Annotated in this window: 18 protein-coding genes; 4 read left to right on the top strand and 14 right to left on the bottom strand. The window is 73.2% G+C overall.

Going from position 1 to position 21827, the window contains the following annotated elements:
- Positions 1-47: 47 nt before the first annotated feature.
- From BLU95_RS06075 to BLU95_RS06100, 6 genes are all read right to left on the bottom strand, one after another.
- Complete coding sequence (locus BLU95_RS06075) at positions 48-788, bottom strand: (Fe-S)-binding protein (RefSeq protein WP_093859059.1); 741 nt, start codon at positions 786-788, stop codon at positions 48-50.
- Between the two features lie 4 nt (positions 789-792).
- Entirely contained in the window at positions 793-1797 is a 1005-nt protein-coding gene (locus BLU95_RS06080) for an aldo/keto reductase (protein ID WP_093864679.1), read from the bottom strand.
- Positions 1798-1856: 59 nt separating this feature from the next.
- A complete protein-coding gene (locus BLU95_RS06085) occupies positions 1857-2615 on the bottom strand; it encodes an SDR family NAD(P)-dependent oxidoreductase (protein WP_093859060.1) in 759 nt (252 codons plus the stop codon).
- Positions 2612-3946: an L-fuconate dehydratase gene (locus BLU95_RS06090; RefSeq protein ID WP_093859061.1), complete on the bottom strand. Its 1335-nt coding sequence runs from the start codon at positions 3944-3946 to the stop codon at positions 2612-2614. Before BLU95_RS06090 ends, BLU95_RS06085 begins: the two co-directional genes overlap by 4 nt.
- 84 nt (positions 3947-4030) lie before the next feature.
- Complete coding sequence (locus BLU95_RS06095) at positions 4031-4885, bottom strand: fumarylacetoacetate hydrolase family protein (RefSeq protein WP_093859062.1); 855 nt, start codon at positions 4883-4885, stop codon at positions 4031-4033.
- 398 nt (positions 4886-5283) lie between these two features.
- Entirely contained in the window at positions 5284-5955 is a 672-nt protein-coding gene (locus BLU95_RS06100; protein ID WP_093859063.1) for a FadR/GntR family transcriptional regulator, read from the bottom strand.
- 95 nt (positions 5956-6050) lie between these two features.
- Between BLU95_RS06100 and BLU95_RS06105 the strand changes: the two genes are divergently transcribed.
- Positions 6051-7085 (top strand): sugar ABC transporter substrate-binding protein, encoded by a 1035-nt coding sequence (locus tag BLU95_RS06105; protein ID WP_231978344.1) that lies wholly within the window; start codon positions 6051-6053, stop codon positions 7083-7085.
- On the opposite strand, the gene BLU95_RS06110 is transcribed toward BLU95_RS06105, so the two are convergent.
- From BLU95_RS06110 to BLU95_RS06145, 8 genes are all read right to left on the bottom strand, one after another.
- Positions 7082-9583 (bottom strand): SpoIIE family protein phosphatase, encoded by a 2502-nt coding sequence (locus BLU95_RS06110; RefSeq protein WP_093859065.1) that lies wholly within the window; start codon positions 9581-9583, stop codon positions 7082-7084. The genes BLU95_RS06105 and BLU95_RS06110 overlap by 4 nt on opposite strands.
- Before the next feature lie 194 nt (positions 9584-9777).
- The gene (locus BLU95_RS06115) at positions 9778-10638 is read right to left on the bottom strand and encodes an amidohydrolase family protein (protein ID WP_093859066.1); all 861 of its coding nucleotides are present in this window, start codon (positions 10636-10638) and stop codon (positions 9778-9780) included.
- Positions 10635-10946 carry an L-rhamnose mutarotase gene (locus BLU95_RS06120; RefSeq protein WP_093859067.1) on the bottom strand — a complete coding sequence of 104 codons (312 nt, stop codon included), beginning with the start codon at positions 10944-10946 and terminating at the stop codon, positions 10635-10637. Before BLU95_RS06120 ends, BLU95_RS06115 begins: the two co-directional genes overlap by 4 nt.
- Positions 10947-11007: 61 nt before the next feature.
- Complete coding sequence (locus BLU95_RS06125; RefSeq protein ID WP_093859068.1) at positions 11008-12192, bottom strand: hypothetical protein; 1185 nt, start codon at positions 12190-12192, stop codon at positions 11008-11010.
- Between the two features lie 53 nt (positions 12193-12245).
- On the bottom strand, positions 12246-13331 hold the full coding sequence (locus BLU95_RS06130) for an enolase C-terminal domain-like protein (protein WP_093859069.1): 1086 nt from the start codon (positions 13329-13331) through the stop codon (positions 12246-12248).
- A 60-nt stretch (positions 13332-13391) separates the two neighbouring features.
- Positions 13392-14309, bottom strand: a complete 918-nt coding sequence (locus tag BLU95_RS06135) for a carbohydrate ABC transporter permease (RefSeq protein WP_093859070.1) — start codon at positions 14307-14309, stop codon at positions 13392-13394.
- On the bottom strand, positions 14309-15298 hold the full coding sequence (locus BLU95_RS06140; protein ID WP_093859071.1) for a carbohydrate ABC transporter permease: 990 nt from the start codon (positions 15296-15298) through the stop codon (positions 14309-14311). The genes BLU95_RS06135 and BLU95_RS06140 overlap by 1 nt, the downstream gene beginning before the upstream one ends.
- Positions 15285-16667 carry an ABC transporter substrate-binding protein gene (locus BLU95_RS06145; protein ID WP_093859072.1) on the bottom strand — a complete coding sequence of 461 codons (1383 nt, stop codon included), beginning with the start codon at positions 16665-16667 and terminating at the stop codon, positions 15285-15287. Before BLU95_RS06145 ends, BLU95_RS06140 begins: the two co-directional genes overlap by 14 nt.
- Positions 16668-16733: 66 nt before the next feature.
- Between BLU95_RS06145 and BLU95_RS42165 the strand changes: the two genes are divergently transcribed.
- The 3 genes from BLU95_RS42165 to BLU95_RS44975 all read left to right on the top strand — a co-directional run bounded on the left by BLU95_RS42165 (position 16734) and on the right by BLU95_RS44975 (position 21761).
- A complete protein-coding gene (locus BLU95_RS42165; protein ID WP_159424801.1) occupies positions 16734-17414 on the top strand; it encodes a GntR family transcriptional regulator in 681 nt (226 codons plus the stop codon).
- Positions 17415-17507: 93 nt separating this feature from the next.
- Positions 17508-18212: a GntR family transcriptional regulator gene (locus BLU95_RS06160; protein WP_093859073.1), complete on the top strand. Its 705-nt coding sequence runs from the start codon at positions 17508-17510 to the stop codon at positions 18210-18212.
- A 195-nt stretch (positions 18213-18407) separates the two neighbouring features.
- Positions 18408-21761 carry a carbohydrate-binding protein gene (locus BLU95_RS44975; protein WP_093859074.1) on the top strand — a complete coding sequence of 1118 codons (3354 nt, stop codon included), beginning with the start codon at positions 18408-18410 and terminating at the stop codon, positions 21759-21761.
- The last annotated feature ends 66 nt before the right edge of the window (positions 21762-21827 follow it).

The following is a 21827-nucleotide window of genomic DNA, read 5'->3' on the forward strand; positions in this document are numbered from 1 at the left end:
GGTGGTGGTCGTCGGCCGGGGTCGTCAGGCCGGACCATTGCTCTCCTTCATCGCGGGCCTCCTTCGGCGCCGGCCAGGATCTCCGCCAGGTGCAGGGCGCGGACACCGGAGTCGAGCCGCGCGAGGCCCCCACCGATGTGCGTCAGGCAGGAGTTGTCGGCGGCGCACACCACCTCGGCGCCGGTGTCGAGGAATCCGCGCATCCTGTCGGCGAGCCTCGCCGGGGAGGCGGCGGCGTCCTCGAGTGCGGAGCTGCCGCCGAAGCCGCAACAGGAGTCCGAGGCCGGGAGGTCGACCAGCTCGATGCCCCGGACGGCCCGGAGCAGCCGCAACGGCCGCTCCCCCGGTCGCAGGCCGCCCGGCGAGTGGCAGGTCGGGTGGTAGGTGACCCGGTGGGGGAAGACCGCGCCGACGTCCACCACGCCGAGCGCGTCGGTCAGGAACTCGGTGAACTCGTGGATTCGGGGGACGAGTCGGGCCACCTTCTCCTGCAGCTCGGCCGGAGCGTACCGGGCGGCGAGGTCGGGGTGGTGGTCCCGGACCATGCCGACGCAGGAGGCGGAGAGGGTCACCACGGCCTCGTAGCCGGTGAAGGTGTCGGCGAAGCGGCGCACCAGCGGGACGGCGTCGGGGCGGTAACCGGTGGTGAAGTGCATCTGACCGCAGCAGGTCCGGGCGAGCGGGAGGTCGACGGTGTGGCCCAGCCGTTCGAGGACGTCGACCACGGCGCGGCCGGTGCCGGGGAGGAGCGTGTCGTCGAAGCAGGTGGGGAACAGAGCTATCCGCATACTGTCAACTCGCGCGCCGGCTCGGATCGGTGGGAGTGGGGACGGCCGGGTCGAGCAGGCCCTCGGCGCGGAGCGCGGCCCAGAGCGCGAGGGGGATGTCCCGGTCGAACTGTTCGATGGCGTCGCGGACCTGCGGGGCGGTCCGCAGCCCGAGCAGGACGGACGCGACGGCGGGATGACCCAACGGGAAGCGGGCGGCGGCGGCCCGCAGGGGCACGCCGTGCCGTTCGCAGACCTCCTTCAGGCGCAGTGCCCGGTGCAGGACGTCCTCGGGGGCGGTCCGGTAGTCGTAGCTGGCGCCGGGCCGGGGGTCGGCGAGCAGGCCGGAGTTGAAGACGCCGCCGGCGACGATCGAGACGCCGCGCCGCGCCGCCTCGGGAAGCAGGTCGTCGAACCCGCTGCGGTCGAGCAGGGTGCAGCGGCCGGCCAGCAGGACGGCGTCGATGTCGGTCTCGCGGACGAAGCGGGCGGGTACCGCCGTCTGGTTCATCCCGACGCCGATCGCGCCGACCACGCCCTCGGCACGCAGCTGTTCCAGCGCGGGGTACGCCTCGTCCAGCGCCTGTTCGGCGTGGTCGTCGGGGTCGTGGAGGTAGACGATGTCGACCCGGTCCAGGCCGAGGCGGTCCAGGCTGGCCGCCAGGCTGCGGCGGACGCCGTCGGCGCTGAAGTCCCAGACCCGGTGGTGGGTGGCGGGGACAGCGAAGCCGTTGGCGAGGTCGTCGCCGACCGGGTCGGGCACGGGTTCGAGGAGACGCCCGACCTTGGTGGAGACGGTGTACTCGGCGCGGGGCCGCTCGCGGAGCGCGGCACCCAGGCGCCGTTCGGAGAGACCCAGGCCGTAGTGCGGGGCGGTGTCGTAGGTGCGGATGCCGCCCGCCCAGGCGGCCGCGAGGGTCTCGGCCGCCTCGTCGTCACCGACCGGGGTGGACAGGTTGCCGATGCCGGCCGCGCCGAACGAGAGTTCGCCGACCCGGACGGGGCTGTGGCCCAGGGCGTGGGTGCTGATCATGGTGGTCCTCGTGGTCCCGGCGGTACGGTCGGTTCGGTGCGGTTGCTTCGGTGGGGTCACTGCCGCTCCGGGCGCAGGCGCAGACCTGCCATGCCGCCGTCGACCGCCAGGGCCGTTCCGGTGACCGACCCCGCGCCGGGGCCGGCCAGGTAGACGATGGCGGCGGCGACCTCCCGTGCGCTGACCAGCCGCCCGGTCGGCTGGCGGGCGTTGAGCGCCGCCCGCTCCGCCGCCGGGTCGGGGGCGGAGCCCAGCAGCCGGTCGACCCAGGGGGTGTCCACCGTGCCGGGGTTGACGCAGTTGACCCGGATGCCCTCGTGCACGTGATCGGCGGCCATCGCGAGGGTCAGTGCGAGCACGGCGCCCTTGCTGGCCGAGTACAGGGCGCGCTGCGGGAGCCCGGCGGTGGCGGCGATGGAGCAGGTGTTGACGATCCCGGCGTACGCGGAGCGGCGCAGGTGGGGCAGGGCGGCCCGGGTGGCACGGACGACGCCGACGACGTTGATGTCCAGGACCCGGTGCCAGTGGTCGTCGTCGTTGTCCTCGACGGTGCCGGCGGCGCCGATGCCCGCGTTGTTGACCAGGATGTCGATGCCGCCGAAGATCTCGGCGGCGGTGTCGACCGCGGCTCGCACGGACCGGTCGTCGGCGACATCGGCCCGCAGGCCGAGCAGCGGGCGCGGCACCTCGGCCGGATCGAGGTCCAGCACCGCGACGTTGGCGCCGAGTTCGCTGAACAGTTGGGCGGTGGCCAGTCCGATTCCGGAGGCGCCGCCGGTGACCACGGCGGTGAGGCCGTCGAAGTCGGAGCTCATGCGGGGGTCCTCCCGGTGCTGACGGCCCGGTCGGCGGCCCAGAAGGTGCCGTCGGGGTAGGTGTAGGCGGCGATCGCCGCGGGGTACAGCTCGGCGGAGAAGCCCGGGGCGGTGGGGGCCAGGTAGCGGCCGTCACGGATCACGGTCGGGGTACGGAAGTGCTCGTGCAGGTGGTCGACGTACTCGATCGCCCGGTCCTCGGTGCTGCCGGAGAGTGCGACCCAGTCGAACATCGAGAGGTGCTGGACGAGTTCGCACAGGCCCACGCCACCGGCGTGCGGGCAGACCGGCACGCCGTACTTGGCGGCGAGCAGCAGGATCGCGAGGTTCTCGTTGACGCCTCCGACCCGGGCGGCGTCCAGTTGCAGCACGTCGATCGCGCCGGCCTGCAGCAGTTGCTTGAAGACGATGCGGTTCTGGACGTGCTCGCCGGTCGCGACCCTGACCGGAGCGACGCCGCGCCGGACGGCGGCGTGGCCGAGGACGTCGTCGGGGCTGGTCGGCTCCTCGATCCAGTACGGGTCGAACGCGGCCAGCGCCCTGGTCCACTCGATCGCCTCGGGCACGTCCCAGCGCTGATTGGCGTCGAGCGCGATCCGGACGTCCGGACCGACGGCCGCGCGGGCGGTACGGCACCGCCGGACGTCGTCGGCCAGGTCCGCGCCGACCTTCAGCTTGATCTGGGTGAAGCCGTCCGCGACGGCCTGCTTCGCGAGCCGGGTCAGCTTCTCGTCGGAGTAGCCGAGCCAGCCGGGCGAGGTGGTGTAGGCGGGGTAGCCGTCGGCGCGCAACCGGGCCTCGCGGTCCGCCCGGCCGACGCGGCCGCGCCGCAGCAGGTCCAGGGCGTCGGCCGGGGTGAGCTCGTCGGACAGGTAGCGGAAGTCGACCTGGGAGACCAGCCATTCCGGCTCGGCGTCGGCCAGCAGCTTCCAGAGCGGGAGGCCGGCCCGCTTGGCGGCGAGGTCCCAGACCGCGTTGGTCACCGCGCCGATCGCCATGTGCATCACCCCCTTCTCCGGTCCGAGCCAGCGCAGTTGGCTGTCACCGACGAGTTCGCGGTGGAGGCCGCCGGGGTCGGCGCACAGCTCGTCCACCGAGCGGCCGAGCACGTACGGGCGCAGTGCGTCGAGGGCGGCCACCTGGACGTCGTTGCCCCGGCCGATGGTGAAGGTGAAGCCGTGCCCCTCCGGGGCGTCGGCGGTGTCGGTACGCAGTACCAGGTAGGCCGCGGAGTAGTCCGGGTCGGGGTTCATCGCGTCCGAGCCGTCCAGGGAGCGGGAGGTCGGGAAGCGGATGTCGAAGGTGTCGACGGCGGTGATCCGCGCGTTCATGGTGCTCTCTCCGGGGTGCACGGGAGGGGGGCGGGCCGGGCCGGGGGAGGGCCGGGCCGGGGGAGGGTCAGGCCGGGGAGCGGGTCAGGCCCGGCCGAAGGTCTGGCGCTGGGTGCCCAGGCCGTCCACCGTGAGTTCCACGGTGTCGCCGGGGCGCAGGTACGGCGTGCCGGGCAGGCCGAGGGCGACGCCGGCGGGAGTACCGGTGTTGATCACGTCCCCCGGCTCGAGAGCCATGTACTGGCTCAGGTAGTGGACGACGTGGGCCACTCCGAAGATCATGTCCTTGGTCGAGCCGTCCTGCCGGGGAACGCCGTTGACGGACAGCCTGAGGCCGAGCGACTGCGGGTCGCCGACCTCGTCCGGGGTGACCAGCCAGGGCCCGAGCGGATTGAAGGTCGGGCAGGACTTGCCGAGGTCCCACTGCGAGGAGTGCTCCAGCTGGAACTCGCGCTCGGAGACGTCGTTGCTGACGGCGAAGCCGGCGACGACCTCCGTCGCGGCCTCGGGAGAGGCCAGGTAGTGGGCCGGCCGGCCGATGACCACGGCCAGCTCGACCTCCCAGTCGGTCTTGACCGAGCCGCGGGGGATCAGCACCTGGTCGTGCGGGCCGACCACGGTGGCGGGGTCCTTCATGAAGACCACCGGGCGGGCGGGGATCGGGGCCCCGGTCTCCTCGGCGTGGTCGCGGTAGTTGAGGCCGACACAGACCACCTTGCCGGGCCGGGCCACCGGCGGGCCGATCCGGGCGCCCGCCCCGACGGCGAGCTCCGGCAGCAGGCCGGCGGCCAGCGCGGCCCGGACCCGGGCGATCCCGCCGTCCGCGAGGAAGGCGCCGTCGATGTCGGCGGTGACGGACGAGAGGTCGACGGTCCGGCCGTCGTCCGTCCGGAGGGCGGGCCGTTCCTGCCCGGCCGGGCCGATCCTCAACAGTTTCACGGCATCCCCTTTCATCGGATGTCTGACAGCTCGAACCCTATGCATCGATCGGGTTCCACAGCAAGCATTCATCCGATGTCTGAGCGGAAGAGTAGGAATAAATAACGTCAAATGACCCCAACTACGCGAGGAGACGACCATAAGATCCGATGAAAGTCCGGCCGGACCCTTGTCACCGCTGTACGCCCGGCCTAGCCTGCTCGCAGCGGCCCCGCACCAGGTCCTCGGACGATCACGGGGACCGGGGCCGCGCCGCGGGTGCCGGCCGTCGTCGGCAACGAGGGCCCCCGACGACGGCCGGCACCCCACCTTCGACCCGGTGCGCGACCCGGCGGACCGGCCCGGAGCGCGGTGCGCAGCCCGGCAGGACCGGCGGACCGGCGGACCGGCGGACCGGCTCAGAGCGCAGTGCGCAGCCAGCGGGTGATGCTCGCGACGTGCACGGTGGACCAGGCCCGGGCCGTCTCCGCATCGCGCTGCTCCAGCGCGTCCACGATGGCGGTGTGCTCGGCCAGGGTCCGGGCGACCGCGTCCTGCTGGGTGATCCCCCGCCAGAGCCGGGCCCGGACGGTCGGCGCCGAGACGGTGTCCAGCAGCGAGCAGAGCAACGGGATGCCCGCCGCCTCGGCGATCCGCCGGTGGAACTCCAGGTCGGAGGCGACCAGTTCCTCCACCCCCGGCTGTTCACCGAGCCCGGCCAACAGCTGCCGCAGGCCGTCGAGCTGCTCCGGCGTGATCCGCTGGGCGGCCATCGCCGTGGCGGCGGGCTCCAGGATGCCGCGCACCTGGAAGGCCTGGAGCGCGGTGTCGTCGCGGTGGAAGTCCAGGACGAAGGAGACCGCCTCCAGCAGTTCCTGCGGCTCCAGACTGCTCACGTACGTGCCGTCGCCCTGGCGGACGTCCAGGATGTTCAGCAACGACAGGGCCTTGACCGCCTCGCGCAGCGAGTTCCGGGAGAGCCCGAGTTCGGCCGCCAGGTCGGCCTCCCTGGGCAGCCGGTCCCCCGGCCGCAGCGCACCGGAGACGATCATCTCCTTGATCTTCCCGATTGCCTCGTCCGTGACGGCCACCCGACACACCCCTCGACAGATCCGATGTCTGCCCCAGTATGCCGTGCCCGCGCCCGTGGCAGGGGCCCGGCGCATCCCCGTCCCCGGAGGCTCCCGTGCGCAACGTCCGTCGCTCCCTGCCCGTCCCGGTGCTGGCCACCGCGCTGCTGCTGACCTCCTGTACCGGGAGCGGCGGCGGGCCGGCCGCGGCCGGTCCACCGAGGATCGCCGTGGACATTCCTCGGAGCGACTCCGACTTCTGGAACAGCTTCGGCGCACGGCTGGCCGAGGACCGCGGCGGACCGGACACCGAGTTGCTGCCCGTCACCTTCTCCGACGGCGACGTCCACCGGCTGGTGGACCACCTCGGGGAGTTCCGACGGGCGGGTGCCCGCGCGGTGGTGGTCGCCCCGCAGGACACCCGGGCCGCCGCGGCCGACCTCGACCGCCTCACCGCGGCGGGCATCGGGGTGATCAGCGTGGACACCCGCCCGGAGGCCGGATCGGTCTACATGGTGGTGCGGGCCGACAACCGGGCCCACGGCACCAGGGCCTGCGAGTTCCTCGGCGGCCGGCTCGGCGGCCGGGGCAGCCTGGTGGTGCTCCAGGACTCGCTGGACTCGGTGAACAGCTACGAGCGCTCGCAGGCCTTCGGCCGCTGCCTGCAGACCTCCTACCCCGGGACGACGGTCCACCGCGTCGACACCGGCGGCAGCCCGAAGAAGGCCGCCGAGGGCCTCGCCCAGCTGCTGGCCACCGACCCCGGGCTGGGCGGGATCTACCTCCAGGGCGGCAGCGTCTTCCTGGAGCCGGTACTGGAGACCCTCCAGGCACGCGGCCGACTCGTCCCCGCCGGACGCCCGGGCCATCTCACCGTCGTCTCCAACGACGGCACGCCGGCGGAGCTGGCGGCCATCCGGAGCGGGCTGATCGACGCCACCGTCTCGCAGCCCGTCGACCTGTACGCCCACTACGCGCTCGTCTACGCCCGGGCCGCCGCGGCCGGTCAGCACTTCGCTCCGGGACCGACGGACCACGGCTCGACCGTCGTCACCCTTCCCAACGGCCTGGAGGACCAGCTCCCCGCCACCCTGGTCACCCGCCAGAACGCCGACGACCCGACCCTGTGGGGCAACCGGAGGACCCGCTAGAGCCCCCAGTCCGGAACGGCGCCGGGCTGCTGTTCCGCCCAGATCACCTTGCCGCGGTCGGTGTAGCGGGTGCCCCAGCGACGGGTCATCTGGGCCACCATGAACAACCCGCGGCCGCCCTCGTCGGTGATCCGGGCGTGCCGCAGCCTCGGCGAGGTGCTGCTGCCGTCCGCCACCTCGCACACCAGGAAGGTGTCGTGGAGCAGCCGCAGCCGGATCGGCTCCCCGCCGTAGCGGACGGCGTTGGTGACCAGCTCGCTGACCACCAGCTCGGTGGTCAGCTCCAGCTCCTCCAGACCCCACGCGCGCAGCGTCCGCACAGCCATCGCCCGGGCCTCCCGCACCACCGCGGGATCGGACAGCAGGTCCCAGGAGGCCACCCGGTCCTGCCCCAGGACGTGCGTGCGGGCGAGCAGCAGGGCCGCGTCGTCCGCCGCGGGGCCCGGCGGAAGAGCCGCCAGGGTGCGCTCGCACAGGTCGTCGAGCGGACTTCCCGGGTGCTCGCCGAGCACCGCGCGCAGAGCCTCCTGACCCGCCCCCGGGTCCCGGTCGGGCCCGGTCAGCAGGCCGTCCGTGTACAGGGCGATCACCGTACCCTCGGGCAGCGTGGTGCGGTGTGCCTCGAACGGCAGCGAGCCGAGACCCAGCGGCGGGCCACCGGGCAGGTCCGCGAAGGTGACCGTCCCGTCGGGAGCGACCAGGGCGGGTGCCGGGTGGCCGGCCCTCGCCATCACACAGCTGCGGTCCACGGGGTCGTAGACGACGTACAGACAGCTCGCCCCGAGCACGGCCGCGGCGGCGGAGGTGTCGTCCGACGGCCCGTACCCCGCCCTGTCCGCTGTCCCGCCCACCACCTCGCCCACCACGCCGGCCGCGCCGCCGGTCCGGGCCTCGGCCTCCTCGTCGATCAGGCGCAGGACCAGGTCGTCGAGGTGGGCGAGCAGCTCCTCCGGCGGCAGGTCGGTGCCCGCCAGGGTGCGGACCGCCATCCGCAGCCGGCCCATGGCGGCGGCCGCGGCGAGGCCGTGGCCGACCACGTCCCCGGCCACCAGCGCCACCCGGGCACCGGAGAGCGGGATGGCGTCGAACCAGTCGCCGCCCGCCCCGGCCGGTCCCCGAGCCGGTCGGTACCGTGCCGCGACGTCCATCGTGGTGCCGCCCCTGGTCAGCTTGGGCAGCAGGCTGCGCTGCAGGGTCACCGAGGCCAGCCGCTCCCGGGTGTACCGGCGGGCGTTGTCCAGCGCGAGGGCCGCCCGGGAGACGAACTCCGCGGCCAGCGGCAGGTCCGCGGGTTCGAAGCGCTCACTCCCCCGGCCGCGCAGCAGCAGCACCACGCCCAGACAGGCCCCGCGGGCCCGGATCGGGACCGCCATCGCCGACCTCAGGCCGAACTCCCGGACGCGCTCGACCCGGACCAGCTCGCCGGACGGCCAGCCGTCCCCGTCCGGGTCGACGACCGCCCGAAGCACCGGCGCGCCCTCGGTGATGCTCCGCGCCGCGGGCGAGTCCTCGGTGTACCCGGACGGCTCCCCCACCGCGACCGCGGCCTCGGGCGTGCCCTCGCGCACCGAACGGTGGGCGACCCGGACCAGCCGGGGGGCACCGCCCCCGGGAGCGGCGGGCTCGTCGCCCCGCAGGACCTCCGGGAAGAGGTCGACGGCGATGAAGTCGGCGAGCGCCGGCACACCGCAGACCGTCAGCTCCTCGGCGGTGCGGCCGATGTCGAGGCTGCGCCCGATCCGGGAGCCGGAGGCGGTGAGCAGCGAGAGCCGGTCCTGGGCGCGCTGGCGCTCCGTCACGTCGGTGCCCATGTAGCAGACGCCCAGGGTCCGGCCGTCCCGGTCGTCGAGCCGGAAGAAGGAGGTCGCGTAGACCCGTTCCCGTTCGGTGTCGGCCGGGGTGTGACCCCGGTACTCGAAGCCGAGCACCGGCTCGCCGGTCTCCAGGGCGTGCCGGAGCTGCTCCTCCATGGCCTCGGGCTGGAGTCCGGGCAGAACGTCCGCGACCCGCCGGCCGACGCGATGCGCCAACGGTACCCCGGCCATCCGCTCCAGGGTCCGGTTGAGCCAGACGTAACGCAGTTCGGTGTCCAGGACGGCGATCCCGTAGGGCAGTTCGGTGAGGAAGCGGTCCAGCACGGCGCTGCTGACGGACCACCAGGGCGAGCCGGTCAGGTCGATCGCGGAGACGATCGAGGACCGGGTGCCGCCGGTTCCGTCGAGCGGGGTGACCCGGACGCCGAGCGGAATCCGGTGCCCGTCCCGGTGGCGGCCCCCGGCGTGGCCGGTCCAGGCGGCGGCGTGCCCCGCCGGCAGGTCCAGGAAGTCCGCGAGCGGGCGGCCGAGGGACTCCGCCGCGGTCCGGCCGAGCAGCCGCTCGGCGCGCGGACCCCACCAGGTGATCCGCCCGCTCCCGTCGACCGCGAGGGCGACGACGTCGGGCAGGTCGACCGGGGAGTCGCCCGGGGCGGGCGGTCCGTCGCTGCCGGGGGTGTTCATGCGAGTCCGTCCCCTCGCCGTCCCCCCGCCTGTCGGTCGGTCCCCCCGATTATAGATTTCGCCCATGGATTCCGCTGTCCCGCCGGAAGGGCCGGGCCGGACGCGCGGGGCGGGACGCGCGGAGCGGGACGCGCCGGGCCGGACGCGCGGGGCGCCGGGCCCGCGCGCGGTGGTCCGCAGTCCCCGGACCGCGCTCAGCCCTCCCCGAGCGCCGCCCGGAGCCGGTAGACCCGGGTCGCGGTACCGGCGAACACCTCGGCGCGCTCGGCGGCGGTGAGCCGGTCCGCCAGCCGCTCGGCGGTCGCCACCACTTCGGCGTATCCGGCCGCCAGCGTGCAGACCGGCCAGTCGGAGCCGAACATGACGCGCTCCGGGCCGAAGGAGTCGAGCGCGACGTCCGCCCAGGGCCGCAGCCCGTCGACCGTCCAGTGCCGCCGGTCGGCCTCGGTGACCAGGCCGGAGAGCTTGCCAGAGGTGTTCGGCAGCCGGGCGAACTCCCGCAGCCGCCCGGCCCACGGCTCCGTCCCGCCCCGGGCGACCGGTGGCTTGCCCAGGTGGTCCAGGACGAATCGCAGCCCGGGGAGCGCGGCGGCGGCGGCGGTCGCCGCCGGGAACTGGTCCGGGGTGATCACCAGGTCGTAGGCGAGGCCGGCGTCCGCCACCGCCGCGAGCCCGCGCAGCACCTCCGGCCGCAGCATCCACTCCGGGTCCGGTTCGAGCTGGACCTGGTGACGGATGCCGACCAGCCGGTCACCGCCCGGCCCGGCCGCCAGCTCGGCGAGCCGCTCGGCCACGTCCGGGCGGGTCAGGTCGGTCCAGCCGACCACACCGGCGACCAGCGGGTCCCCGGCGGCGAGCCGGAGCAGTTCCGGGGTCTCCCACTCCTCGGTCACGGTCTGCACCACGACCGTCGCCCGCACCCCGGCGGCGCGGGCGAGCGGGCGCAGCCGGTCGGCGCCGAAGACCCGGCGCAGCGGCGCGAGCTCCGGCGCGTCGAGCCAGGCGTGGCGGCGGGCGAGCGGGTCCCAGACGTGGTGGTGGGCGTCGACGGTCACAGCTGCCACACCACCGGCAGCGCGGCGGCGGCGCCGCCGGCCGAGTAGTCGTGGGCGACGTCGAGGAGCTCGGCCATCCGGACCTGCCAGGCGGTGTTGACGGGGAGACGTTCCAGGGCGGCGATCAGGGCGGCGTAGTCCTCGCAGTCGAGGACGTGGAAGAGCTCGGCGCCGCTGCGCCAGATCGTCCACCCGGTGGCTCCGGCTGCCCGCATGGCCTCGGTCAGTTCGACCGGGACGGCGCGGTGGGCGTCCTCGTACTCGGCGACGCGGTCGGGGCGGACGCGGGTGTGCAGGGCGATTCTCATCGGGGCTCCGGCGGGATCGGGGGCCGGCCCGCGGGCGGGCCGGCCCCGGTGGGCGGTGGGGTTACAGGCCGCCGAGGTGGCTGGTGCGGGTCCCGGCCGGGGAGGCGAGGTAGCCGCGGAGCCGGGTAGCGATGCCGGCCAGTTCACCGGGCAGGGTGTAGCCGGGCCCGTACAGGGTGGGGGCGGGCACCTGGTTCACCTGGTCGGCGAGGCCGGCGGCGACGGCGGCGTTGAGGGTGCCGTTGGGCACGATCCGGACGGTGAAGTCGATGATGCTGTCGGTCTGGCTGTTGGTGATGTGGACGCCGGGCAGGGCCCCGATGCCGTTCGACCAGGGCAACGAGTTGCGGACGGGGGTGAGGGCGGCGGCGGTGCCGAACTTCTGGCCGGCGCCGGTGGACTGGACGACGGCGACGTTGGGGCCGGCGGTGGTGGCGCCCTGCTTGAACACCACCGAGTAGCCGGTGGTGCCGGCGACCGGGGTCTCCGGGTAGTCGGGGACGGACGCGGCCGGGTACCACGTGCCCGGGCTGCCGTCGGCGTTGAGGCTGGTGGCCAGCGCGTCGAAGGTGTCCGAGGAGCGCATGAACGGCACCCAGTTCTCCAGGTAGAACGCCTGGTTGGTGAGGGTGGCCCCGTTGTCGACGATCTTCGGGATCCGCAGCACCCGGCGGATCTGGAGCGCCCCGTTGTCGAGCCGGGTGTAGCGGGTGAGCTGGGGGACGGTGTCGGAGCCGGCGAAACGCCCGGTCAGACCGGAGATCCACTGGAGGTCGGCGACGGTCCAGACGTCGGTGGTGGTGGCGTTCGGCTGCTCGACCGCGATCGTGCGGGTGAACGCCCCGGCCATGTTGCCGGCCTGGTCGATGTTCCAGCGGTCGTAGTAGCGCTCCTTGGGTGCGGTGTCCATGCCCCACAGCACGGACTGGACGACCCGGTCGGTCTCCTCCCCGGCGTAACTCGGGGAGAGCAGGGCGCGGTACCCGGCCGGGCAGTACCGCATCTCGGCGATGCTGCCGCCGGCGCCCAGGCGGTAGTCGAACTGGGCCACGCCGTTGTACGAACTGCGCTGCCAGAAGTCACCGTTGTAGGTGAACGCCTGCCAGGTCCAGCCGGTGGTGGCGGCGGCCGGCGGGGCGGTGGCGACCGCCGGGACCAGGGTGGCGGCCACGGTCGCGGCGGCCACCGCGAGCACGGCGCGGCGGCTGGGCCGGACGGGTCTGTGACGGGGGGTGGGGAGGTGCACGGCTCGACTCCTCGGGGGTGGGGAGGAAGGGGCTGGGAAGGGGAACGGGCGGGTCAGGCGAGGAAGCGCCGCAGGCCCTCGGGGGCGCTTTCGCGCTCCCATTCGGCCTCGTAGCCGATGCCGGGCGCGGTGCCGGCGTGGACGAGGCCCGAGGCGTCGACGGCCGGCTCCCGCCGCACGGGGTCGGCCGGAACGAACGACTCGTAGTAGGTGGTGTTGGAGATGGCCATGCACAGGTGGGTGTGGACCACCCCGCCGCCGTGCACCTCGGCCCGCATCAGGTACGCGTCGGCGAGATGGGCGGTGCGCATCGCCCCGGTGATGCCGCCGCGCAGGCCGGCGCTGGTGCGCACGGCGGTCGCGGAGCCGTTGGCGATGAAGTCGGCGGTGTTCATGTGCGCGCCGTCGCTGGTCTCGGCGACGATCAGCGGGACGTCGACCTTCTCGGCGAGCCGGCGGTAGGCCGTGGTGCTGAACTCGCGCATCGGCTCCTCGTACCAGAGGTAGTCCGCCTCGGAGAGCACCCGGCCGAGCCGGATCGCGTCCAGGAGGTCGAAGCCGGCCGAACCGTCGTACATCAGCGGGACCCGGTCGCCGACGTGCTCGCGCAGCCGGGTGCAGAGTTCGATGTCGCGCCGGACGTCGCCCCAGGCGTGCAGCTTGATGGCGGGGTAGCCGAGTTCGAGGCACTGGTCGGCGATGTCCAGGTACTGCTCGACGCTGCCGAAGGTGGCGGTGGAGGCGTAGGCGGGCAGCGCGGTGCGGAAACCGCCGAGGAGCTGGTGCACGGGCAGGACCGCGGCCTTGCCGCCGATGTCCCAGAGGGCGACGTCGACGAGCCCGAGCAGGTAGAGCGGGAGCTCCTCTATCCGGTCGATCTCCCACATCCGGTGCCAGAGCCATTCGCGCTGGAGCGGGTCGGCACCGAGGAGTTCGGCGCGCAGCCGGCGGTCGACGATGTCGGCGAGGATCGGGCCGCGGTGGCAGTACGCGAAGCCGGTGTGGCCCTCGTCCGTGCCGAGGACGAGCCAGCCGCCGGTGTGCGCGCCTTCGGAGCCGGGCAGTCCGTCGCGCCAGCGGAACGCGGGGGTGACGGCGGGTCGGTCCTGGAGGACGACGTCGACGGTGGTGATCTTCACTGGTTCTCCTGGGTCGGAGGTCGGAGGTCGGAGTCGGGGAAGGGGGGCGGGCGCGGCCGGTCAGCTCTTGACGGAGCCTTCGAGCAGGCCGCGGACCAGGAACCGCTGGGCGAACAGGAACACCACCGCCACCGGGACGACGGTCAGCACGCCGGCGATCGCGGCCTCCGGCCGGTGGATCGGCAGGAAGCTGCCGCCGAGCGCGGGGTTGAGAGCCGGGGTACCGGAGATCAGCGCGCCGAGGCCGACCGGGAGGTTGAAGGTGGCGTCGTCGCCGAGCATCACGTAGGGCAGGAAGTAGTTGTTCCAGTTGCCGACGAAGGCGAAGAAGGTCAGCAGGCCGATCAGCGGACGGGCCAGTGGCAGGGCGATCTTCGTGAACAGCTGCCGTTCCGAGCAGCCGTCGATCCGGGCCGCCTCCAGTACCTCCCGCGGCAGCACCGTGGAGAAGTGGATGAAGGCGAGGTAGACGCCGAACGGGTAGAGGCTGGCCGGAAGGACCACCGACCAGGCGGTCCCGGTCAGTCCGACGGCGTTGACCTCCAGGAAGAGCGGCAGGACAAGCGCGGCGGGCGGCACGATCATCGCGAGCAGGGTGGCCACCAGAACCGTCCGCCGGCCGGCGATCCTGGTGGCGGCCAGCGCGTACCCGGCCAGCAGCGAGGTCGCCACCGAGATCAGCACCGCGCCACCGGTGTAGAGCACCGAGTTGACGATCCAGCGGTAGACCACGCCGTCGTTGTAGGTGGTGAGGTTGTGCCAGGCGTCGGCGTAGCCGCCGAACGAGCCGAAGGAGAGCGGCTGCCCGTCCGCCAACTGGGCGTCGGTCTTGCTGGGGGCCAGCAGCAGCCAGAGCATCGGGACCGCGCAGGCCACGGCCAGCAGGCCGAGCAGGACCGAGCCGGTGGCACGTCCGGGCGACGGACGCCGGCGGGCGGGTGCGGGCACGGAGAGGGATGCGGGTGCGGGTGCGGACATCACTCCACCTCCGTGTCGAAGAACTTGGCACGGGTCACCAGCAGGACGGCGCCGGTGGCGCAGACCGCCAGCATCATCAGGCAGAGCGCGGCGGCGGCCGCGAAGTCCCCGTTGTCGAAGGCGAACAGCAGGCCCAGCTGGTTGAGCGACCACGACTTGGAGCCCACGAAGGCGATTCCGTAGAGGAGTTGCGGCTCGATGAAGATCTGCAGCCCCGCCGTGAAGGCCAGGATCAGCATGTAGACGACGTACTTGGAGATCAGCGGCAGCTTCACCCGCCAGGCGGTCTGCCACCAGGAGGCCCCGTCCATCCGGGCGGCCTCCAGGAGGTCCCGGGGGACGCCCTGGAGCGCGCCGTACATGATCACCACCCACTGGCCGAAGCCGGTGGTGAAGGCCATCAGGGCGAAGATCACGACCAGGTGGGACTGCTGGAAGACGTCGGTGCCGGTCTCCTGGCCCATGGCCCGCAGCGCCGGGCCGAACGGGCTGAGCGAGGGCTGCAGCATGACGTACCAGAGCAGGACGCTGGCGGAGCCGGTGACCGCCCCGGGCAGCATGTAGACCAGCCGCAGACCGGCGCCGTAGGACGCCCGCTGCTCCTGGACCACCAGGGCCAGCAGCAGGACGCCGACCACCATGACCGGCAGGTAGAGCGCCATGAACAGCGAGACGTTGCCGAGCGCGGGCAGGAAACGGAAGTCCGAGAACACCCGGACGTAGGCCGCGCCTCCCGCCGGGCCGATGTGTTCGGGGTCGGCCAGCGACTCGTAGACGGCGTAACCGGCCGGGCCGAGGCCGAAGGCGACCAGCAGGACGAGGTAGGGGGCCAGGCAGAGCCAGCCGAACCAGTGCGGTCGGCGCTGCGGGCGGGCCTTGCGGTGGGTGGTCACGGTGCCGGGGAGTCCAGGGTTCGGGGCGGCGGTGGACGCCGCCGGGGGTGAGCCGGTTCTGGGCCGGGTGTCGGTGGAGCCGCTACTCGACGACATAGCCGTCCGCCTTCGCGAGGTTCACCAGCCGGGTCTGCAGCGCGTCCAGGGCGGCGGCGATGCCGGCGCCGGAGCGGACGCTGGGGACCAGCACCTCGGTGAAGGCACCCTCGACGTCGTAGCTGGTCGGGGATTCCACCGGGTTGACCTTCGCGCTCTGCTGCTCCATCACCGGGAACGGGTCGGCCGCGTAGAACTTGTCGCCCGCCAGCCGTTCGGCCCAGGCCTTGGCCGCCGGCCCGTAGGCCGGGTAGGTCGGCGCGGTCTTCTGGTAGTCGGTGCTGGTGGTCATCCACTGGACGACCTCGGCCGCCCCCTTCATGTTCTTGGAGTGCCGGGAGACCACGTAGATGCCACCGCCGACGCTGCCGGACCAGTTGGTGGTCTCACCCTGCCAGCTCGGGTAGGGCGCGGCGGCGATCCGGCCGTTCGGCGTGGCGAACAGGTTCTCCGGCTTGAACAGGAAGTCGCCGAGCCAGGAGGCGCCGGGCAGCATCAGCACCTTGCCCTGCTTGCCGAGCTGGGCCATCTCCGGGTCGAACAGGCCGACCCCGGTGACCGAGCCGGCCTTGACCAGCGGGTCGAGCAGTTCGGCGACCCGGGTGCAGCGGGGGTCCTTGAGGTCGATGTGGACCTTCTTCGGCCCGGTGACCTGCTGGATCGGACAGCCGCTGGCCCAGAAGTAGTCGTAGTAGCTGAACTGGCTGCCGGCGCTGCCGATGATGTAGCCGGGATGCTCCTTGGCGACGCGCTCCCCCAGCGTCCGGTACTCGTCCCAGGTCTTCGGCACCTGGTAGCCGAACTGGTCCATCAGCGTCTTGTCGTACCAGAGCACGGTCTGGGCGAGGTCGTTGCGCAGGCAGTAGAGCTTGCCGTCGGCGGTACAGGGGTCGTTGCTGCTGCCGAACTGGGCGCGCACGTCCTGCGGGACGAGGGCGTCGAGCGGCTGCGCGTAGTCCATGGAGGGGTCGGTCCACTGGGCGATCCGGGTGGTCCGGCCGTCGAACAGGATGTCCGGCCAGCCCTTACCGGTGCGGTTGAACAGCTTCATCTTGGTCAGCAGGGCATTGCCGTCGTAGGTCTCGATCTTCATCTTGATGTCCGGGTGTGCCTTCTGGAACTGCTCGAACCCGGCCTGCCGGGTGGGATCGGTCCACACCAGCAGGGTCTCGTTGGCATCACTCGTGATCGAGCCGTCGCTCTTCGTCGCCCCGGCGCCACTGGAGCACCCGGCGACGAGCACGGTGAGGGCGGCTGCGGCGCAGGTCAGCGCACGTCTGAAGGCGGCCGGCCGGGAGGTGGGAACAGGGCTGCGCATCGTCGACTCCAGGGAAAAATCATGTACGATGTTGGATGTCTGATGTTCCATGGATGTTTCTTGGACGTCAACCCCCGGAACCAGCAAGATTGGGCGACGACCGAACAGGAGGTTCGAATGACCGCGACGAGTGATTCCTCTGCCGCCGAGCCCGTTCTGCCACGCCGCCAGGTGCTCGCGGACGACGTGTACGACGTACTCAAGGACTGGCTGCAGAGCGGTCACATCGAGCCGGGGAGCCGGGTGAAGATCGACACCCTGGCCGCCCGGCTGGCCATATCGAACACGCCGATCCGCCAGGCGCTGGGCCGGCTGGAGGCAGACGGGCTGGTGCACAAACAGCCCTACCGGGGCTTCGTGGCCGCCAGCCTCCCGGACCGGAAGACCATCGCCGACATGTACGAGTGCCGGCTCCTGCTGGAGCCGCCCACGGCCGCGCGCGCGGCGGCGGCCGTCCGCTCGGAGGACCTCGCCTTCCTGCGCGCCCACGTCGGCGCCGACGCCCCGCCGCACGACAGCGGGGAGCTGGACGCGCTGGTGCGGGCGGACGAGCTGCTGCACGGGCGGCTCGCCACCATGGCCGGCAACACCGTGGTGGCGGACACCCTGGAGCGGCTCTTCGTCCGGTCCCGCTCGTTCCGGTCCTTCTACACCCGGGAGGGCGCCGTCCACATCACCCGGCTCGAGCACGAGGCTGTGGTGCTGGCGATCTCCCGGGGCGACGGACCCGGCGCCGCGGCGGCGATGACCGCGCACCTGGAGGCCGCCGCCGAGCGGATGCTCGGCTCACTGGCCTGACCGTCCGGGGCGGCGTACCGGCACCCGCCGCCCCGGTCCACCGCCCGCTCCCACCCGCGGAGCCCCCGGCCCGCACCGCCCCGGAGGCGCGCCATGGCCGACCCCGACGGCCCCGACAACCCGTCGCCCGCCCGCGCCGGAGCGCCTCGCAGCTTCGTGGCCGGCTACGTCTACGGCACCCTCAGGGAGGACCTGCTCACCGGCCGTGTCCCCCCGGGCGAGCGGCTCAACCTCGACGCCCTGGCCCGCCGGCTGCACGTCTCCAACACCCCGGTCCGCCAGGCGCTCGCCGCCCTGACCGCCGAGGGCCTCACCGTCCGGCTGCCCAATCGCGGCTACCGCGCCTCGCCGCTGCTGGACGGCCGCGTCATCGAGGAGCTCTACGAGTACCGGCTGCTGGTGGAACCGCCCACCGCGGCCGGGGCCGCCCGGCAACCCGGCCCGCACCGCGACGGGGGACTGCTGGCCCTCGCCGATCCGTCCCCGCCGGGTCCGGACACCGGTCCCACGCACCGCGACGTCGGCTTCCACCTGGCCCTGGCCCGGGGCGCCGGCAACCGCGTGGTGGCCGACGCACTCGCCCACGTGCTCGGCCGCGGCTGCGAGTACCACCTCTACGGGAACGCCGAGGCGGTCGCCCGGACGGCCGAGGAACACCGCCTGGTCGCCGAGGCCGTGATCGCCGGCGAACCGGACCGGGCCCGCACGGCGATGCACGCGCACCTGAGCAGTGCGCTGCGACGGCTGCGCACGGCCCTCGACCGACGCTCGCTCAGTTCCCCCGCTCCACAATCCTGATGGAGGGCGAAACACGCCCGGCGCCCGCCACCGCGCCGATCGTGTTGCGGCCGTCGCCGCCGTTGACCGGCCCGACACACCGCCGCAGCATGGCCGTCACACCCCACCGCCCCGCAGCGGGTCCGCCGGCCGTCCGCCGCCCGGACCGGCTCCGGCACGGGTGTGCCCACGCCCCTTCCACCGAAGGAGAATCGGTTGTCCACCGGCCGATCCACCGTCAGGCGCGTCCTGCCCCTGACCCTGATCCTCGCCCTGCTGCTGGCCGCCCTGGCCGCTCTCGCCCCGCCCAACGCCTGGGCCGCCGGGTCCTACTACGTCGCCACCACCGGCAACGACAGCGGACCGGGCACTCTGGCCGACCCGTTCGCCACCCTCACCAGGGCCCGGGACGCGGCCCGGGCCTCCGGCGGCGGGACGGTGTACGTGCGCGGCGGCACCTACCAGCTGGCCGCTCCGCTGACCCTCGACAACCGGGACTCGGGCACCGCCTACCGCGCCTACCAGGGCGAGAAGGTCCTGCTCAGCGGCGGCCGCAGCATCACCGGGACCTGGAGCAACCAGGGCACGCTGGGCAACGGCGTCCACTGGTCCGTCCCGGTGCCGGGCGCCGCCGCCTGGAACTTCCGGGAACTCTGGCTCAACAACCAGCGGATGACCAGGGCCCGTTATCCCAACGACCCGCGCGCGGCCGGCGACCTCGGCCAGGCGGCCACCGACCCGTACCTGACCATGACCGGCACCAACACCGACAAGAGCCGGATCACCGTCGCCGAGACCCTCCCGGTGGCCGACCTGGCCGGCACCGGGGCGGAGTTCGTGATCCACGCCGTCTGGAGCGAGTTCCGCAACCGGGTGGTCTCCTCCGACGCCCACAACCTGAACTTCGCGCCCAAGCCGGGCGGCATGGCCGTCGGCCTGGACAGCATGTACCTGCGGGTGCAGGACGAAGGCGTCGTCTTCAACGGCAAGAAGTTCTGGCCGTACAACTCCTACCTGGAGAACGCCTACGCCTTCCTCGACGCCAAGCAGGAGTGGTACCTCGACACCGCGGCCGACCGCCTGCACGTGGTCCTGCCCTCCGGCGTCGACCCGAACGACGCCAACGCCGTCGCGCCCGTCACCGAGAAGCTGGTCGTGGTCCAGGGCGCGGACGCCGCCCACCCCGTCACCGGCCTCGCCTTCAGCGGCATCGACTTCGGGTTCACCGAATGGAAGCTGCCCGCCTCCGGTTACAACGAGATGCAGGCCACCCACTACGCCGAGGACGGCACCCTCGGCAACGACAACTGGGCCGTCTACGCGATGGGCCACGCACTCCAGTTCACCAACACCGCCGGTCTCTCGCTGAGCAACCTCAAGGTCGCCCACACCGGCGGCGGGGGCATCGCGCTCGGCGCCGGAACCCGCACCACCGGTCTCACCGGCAGCGAGCTCTTCGACATCGGCGGGACCGGCATCAGCGTCGGCTGGTGGGGCGACACCGCCAAACACTCCCCCGGCGTCGACTGGGCGTCCAGCGCCGACGCCCCGACCGGCAACACCGTGTCCCACAACTACCTGCACGACGTCGGCGCGATGTACGTCGGCGGCGTGGGGATCTGGGTCGGCCTGACCGACAGCACCACGCTCTCGCACAACGAGATCGCCGGCGGCCCCTACACCGGGATCAGCGCGGGCTGGAACTGGCGCTCCAGCGGGACGACCAGCGCGAGGAACACCCGGATCGAGGCCAACGACGTCCACCACGTCATGCGCACCCTCACCGACGGCGGCGGCGTCTACCTCCTCGGGAACCAGCCCGGCGCCCGGCTCACCGGCAACTACTTCCACGACATCAGCATGGACCACTACGCCAAGGGGTGGCTCGCCAACGGCGTCTACTTCGACGAGGGCTCCGGCGGCCCCTGGACCGTCGCCGACAACGTCACCGCCGCCGTGCCGTTCATCCCGCTGCACTTCAACGCCGGCGCCGGAGTCAGCATGAGTGCCGCGACCTGGGGCACCAACTGGTACGACAACCGCTACCGGCCCACCGCCGACTACGGCGGCCCGTCCTACGTCCCCGGTCAGACCTACTCCGTCGCCGCCCCGCCCGCCGCCGTCACCGGCCTGATCGACGCGGCCGGCCCGTCCGCCGACTACGCCTACCTCTACGCCACGGACGACCCGCTGGTCGACCCCGGGGAATTCCGGCGGCCGCTGCCCGTGGTCACCGGCGGCGGAGTCACCGGCGACACCACCCCCACCTGGGCCTGGCAGAGCGCCACCGGAGCCACCAGAGACCGTTACCTGCTGGACGGCCCGCCGAACACCTGGACCGAGACCACCCAACGGCAGTTCACCCCGGCGACCCCGCTGCCGGACGGCGCCCACACCCTGTCCGTGCAGTCCTTCGTCAACGGCGCCTGGACCGCCTCCGGCAGCTCCACCGTCACCGTCGACACCACCCCGCCGACCGCCCCGACCGTCACCGGCAACGCGCCGGCCTGGTACCAGCCCGCCCAGTGGAGCTGGCCGGCGGGCGGCGGCGCCTCGTCCTACCTGGTCCGGCTGACCAAGGGCACCACCGTGGTCACCGACTGGACGCCGGTCACCAGCACCTCCTACAGCCGGACCGACCTCACCGGCCAGGCCGCCTACCAGCTGGCCGTCAAGGCCGTCGACGCCGCGGGGAACCAGTCCGCCGCCGGGACCGGCACCGTCACCGTTCCGGCTCCACCGCCGGTCCCCGGCACCGACAACCTGGCCCGGGGCAAGGCGTACAGCGCCTCCTCCGCCTGGGGTGCCGACAACGGCGCGGCCAAGGCCTTCGACGGTGACACCGGCACCCTCTGGGCACCCAACACCGTCAACGGCACGGCCTGGCTCCAGGTCGACCTGGGCGCGCCCCGCACCTACGTCGGCGCCGTCCTCAAGGCGAAGACCTCCGCCGGCAACGCCACCGGCATCGTGCTCCAGCGCTCCGACGACGGTGTCACCTTCACCGACGTCCCCGGCACCGCCGGCGGCGGGATCGGCCCGGTCGGCTCGGTGCTGAACACCGTGCCGCTGCGGTTCGCCCCGGTCACCTCCCGCTACGTCCGGCTGAACGTCACCGGGATGAGCGGCGTCGTCAACGTCAACGAGTTCGAGCTCTACGCCGACGAGTCCGGCCCCGTCCGGGATGCCCGCGCCACCGTCGAGGCCGAGGCCTTCGACGGCGGCAACGGCTCGGTGCGGGCCGAACCCTGTGCCGAGGGAGGCCAGAACCTCGGCTACGTCGCGGACGGGGACTGGGTCCGGTACGGCGGTCTCGACTTCGGCGCCGGCATCGGCCGGATAGACCTCCGCGCCGCCACCCCGACGGGTTCGGGCCGGGTCGAGGTCCGCACCGACGGACCGACCGGCCCGCTGCTCGCGACCGTCGCGGTCGACAGCACCGGAGCCTGGCAGACGTACACCACCGTCTCCCGGGACGTCTCCCCCGTCACCGGTAGGCACGACGTGTACCTGGTCTTCCGGGGCAGCAGTGGCGGCATCATGAACGTCAACTGGTTCCGCTTCGCCTGATCCACCGGTCGAACGGCGGACGGACGGCGGACGGCGGACGGACGGCGGACGGCGGACGGCGGACGG

It is taken from the genome of Streptomyces sp. TLI_053 (assembly GCF_900105395.1).
In the GTDB taxonomy this organism is placed as follows: Bacteria; Actinomycetota; Actinomycetes; order Streptomycetales; family Streptomycetaceae; genus Kitasatospora.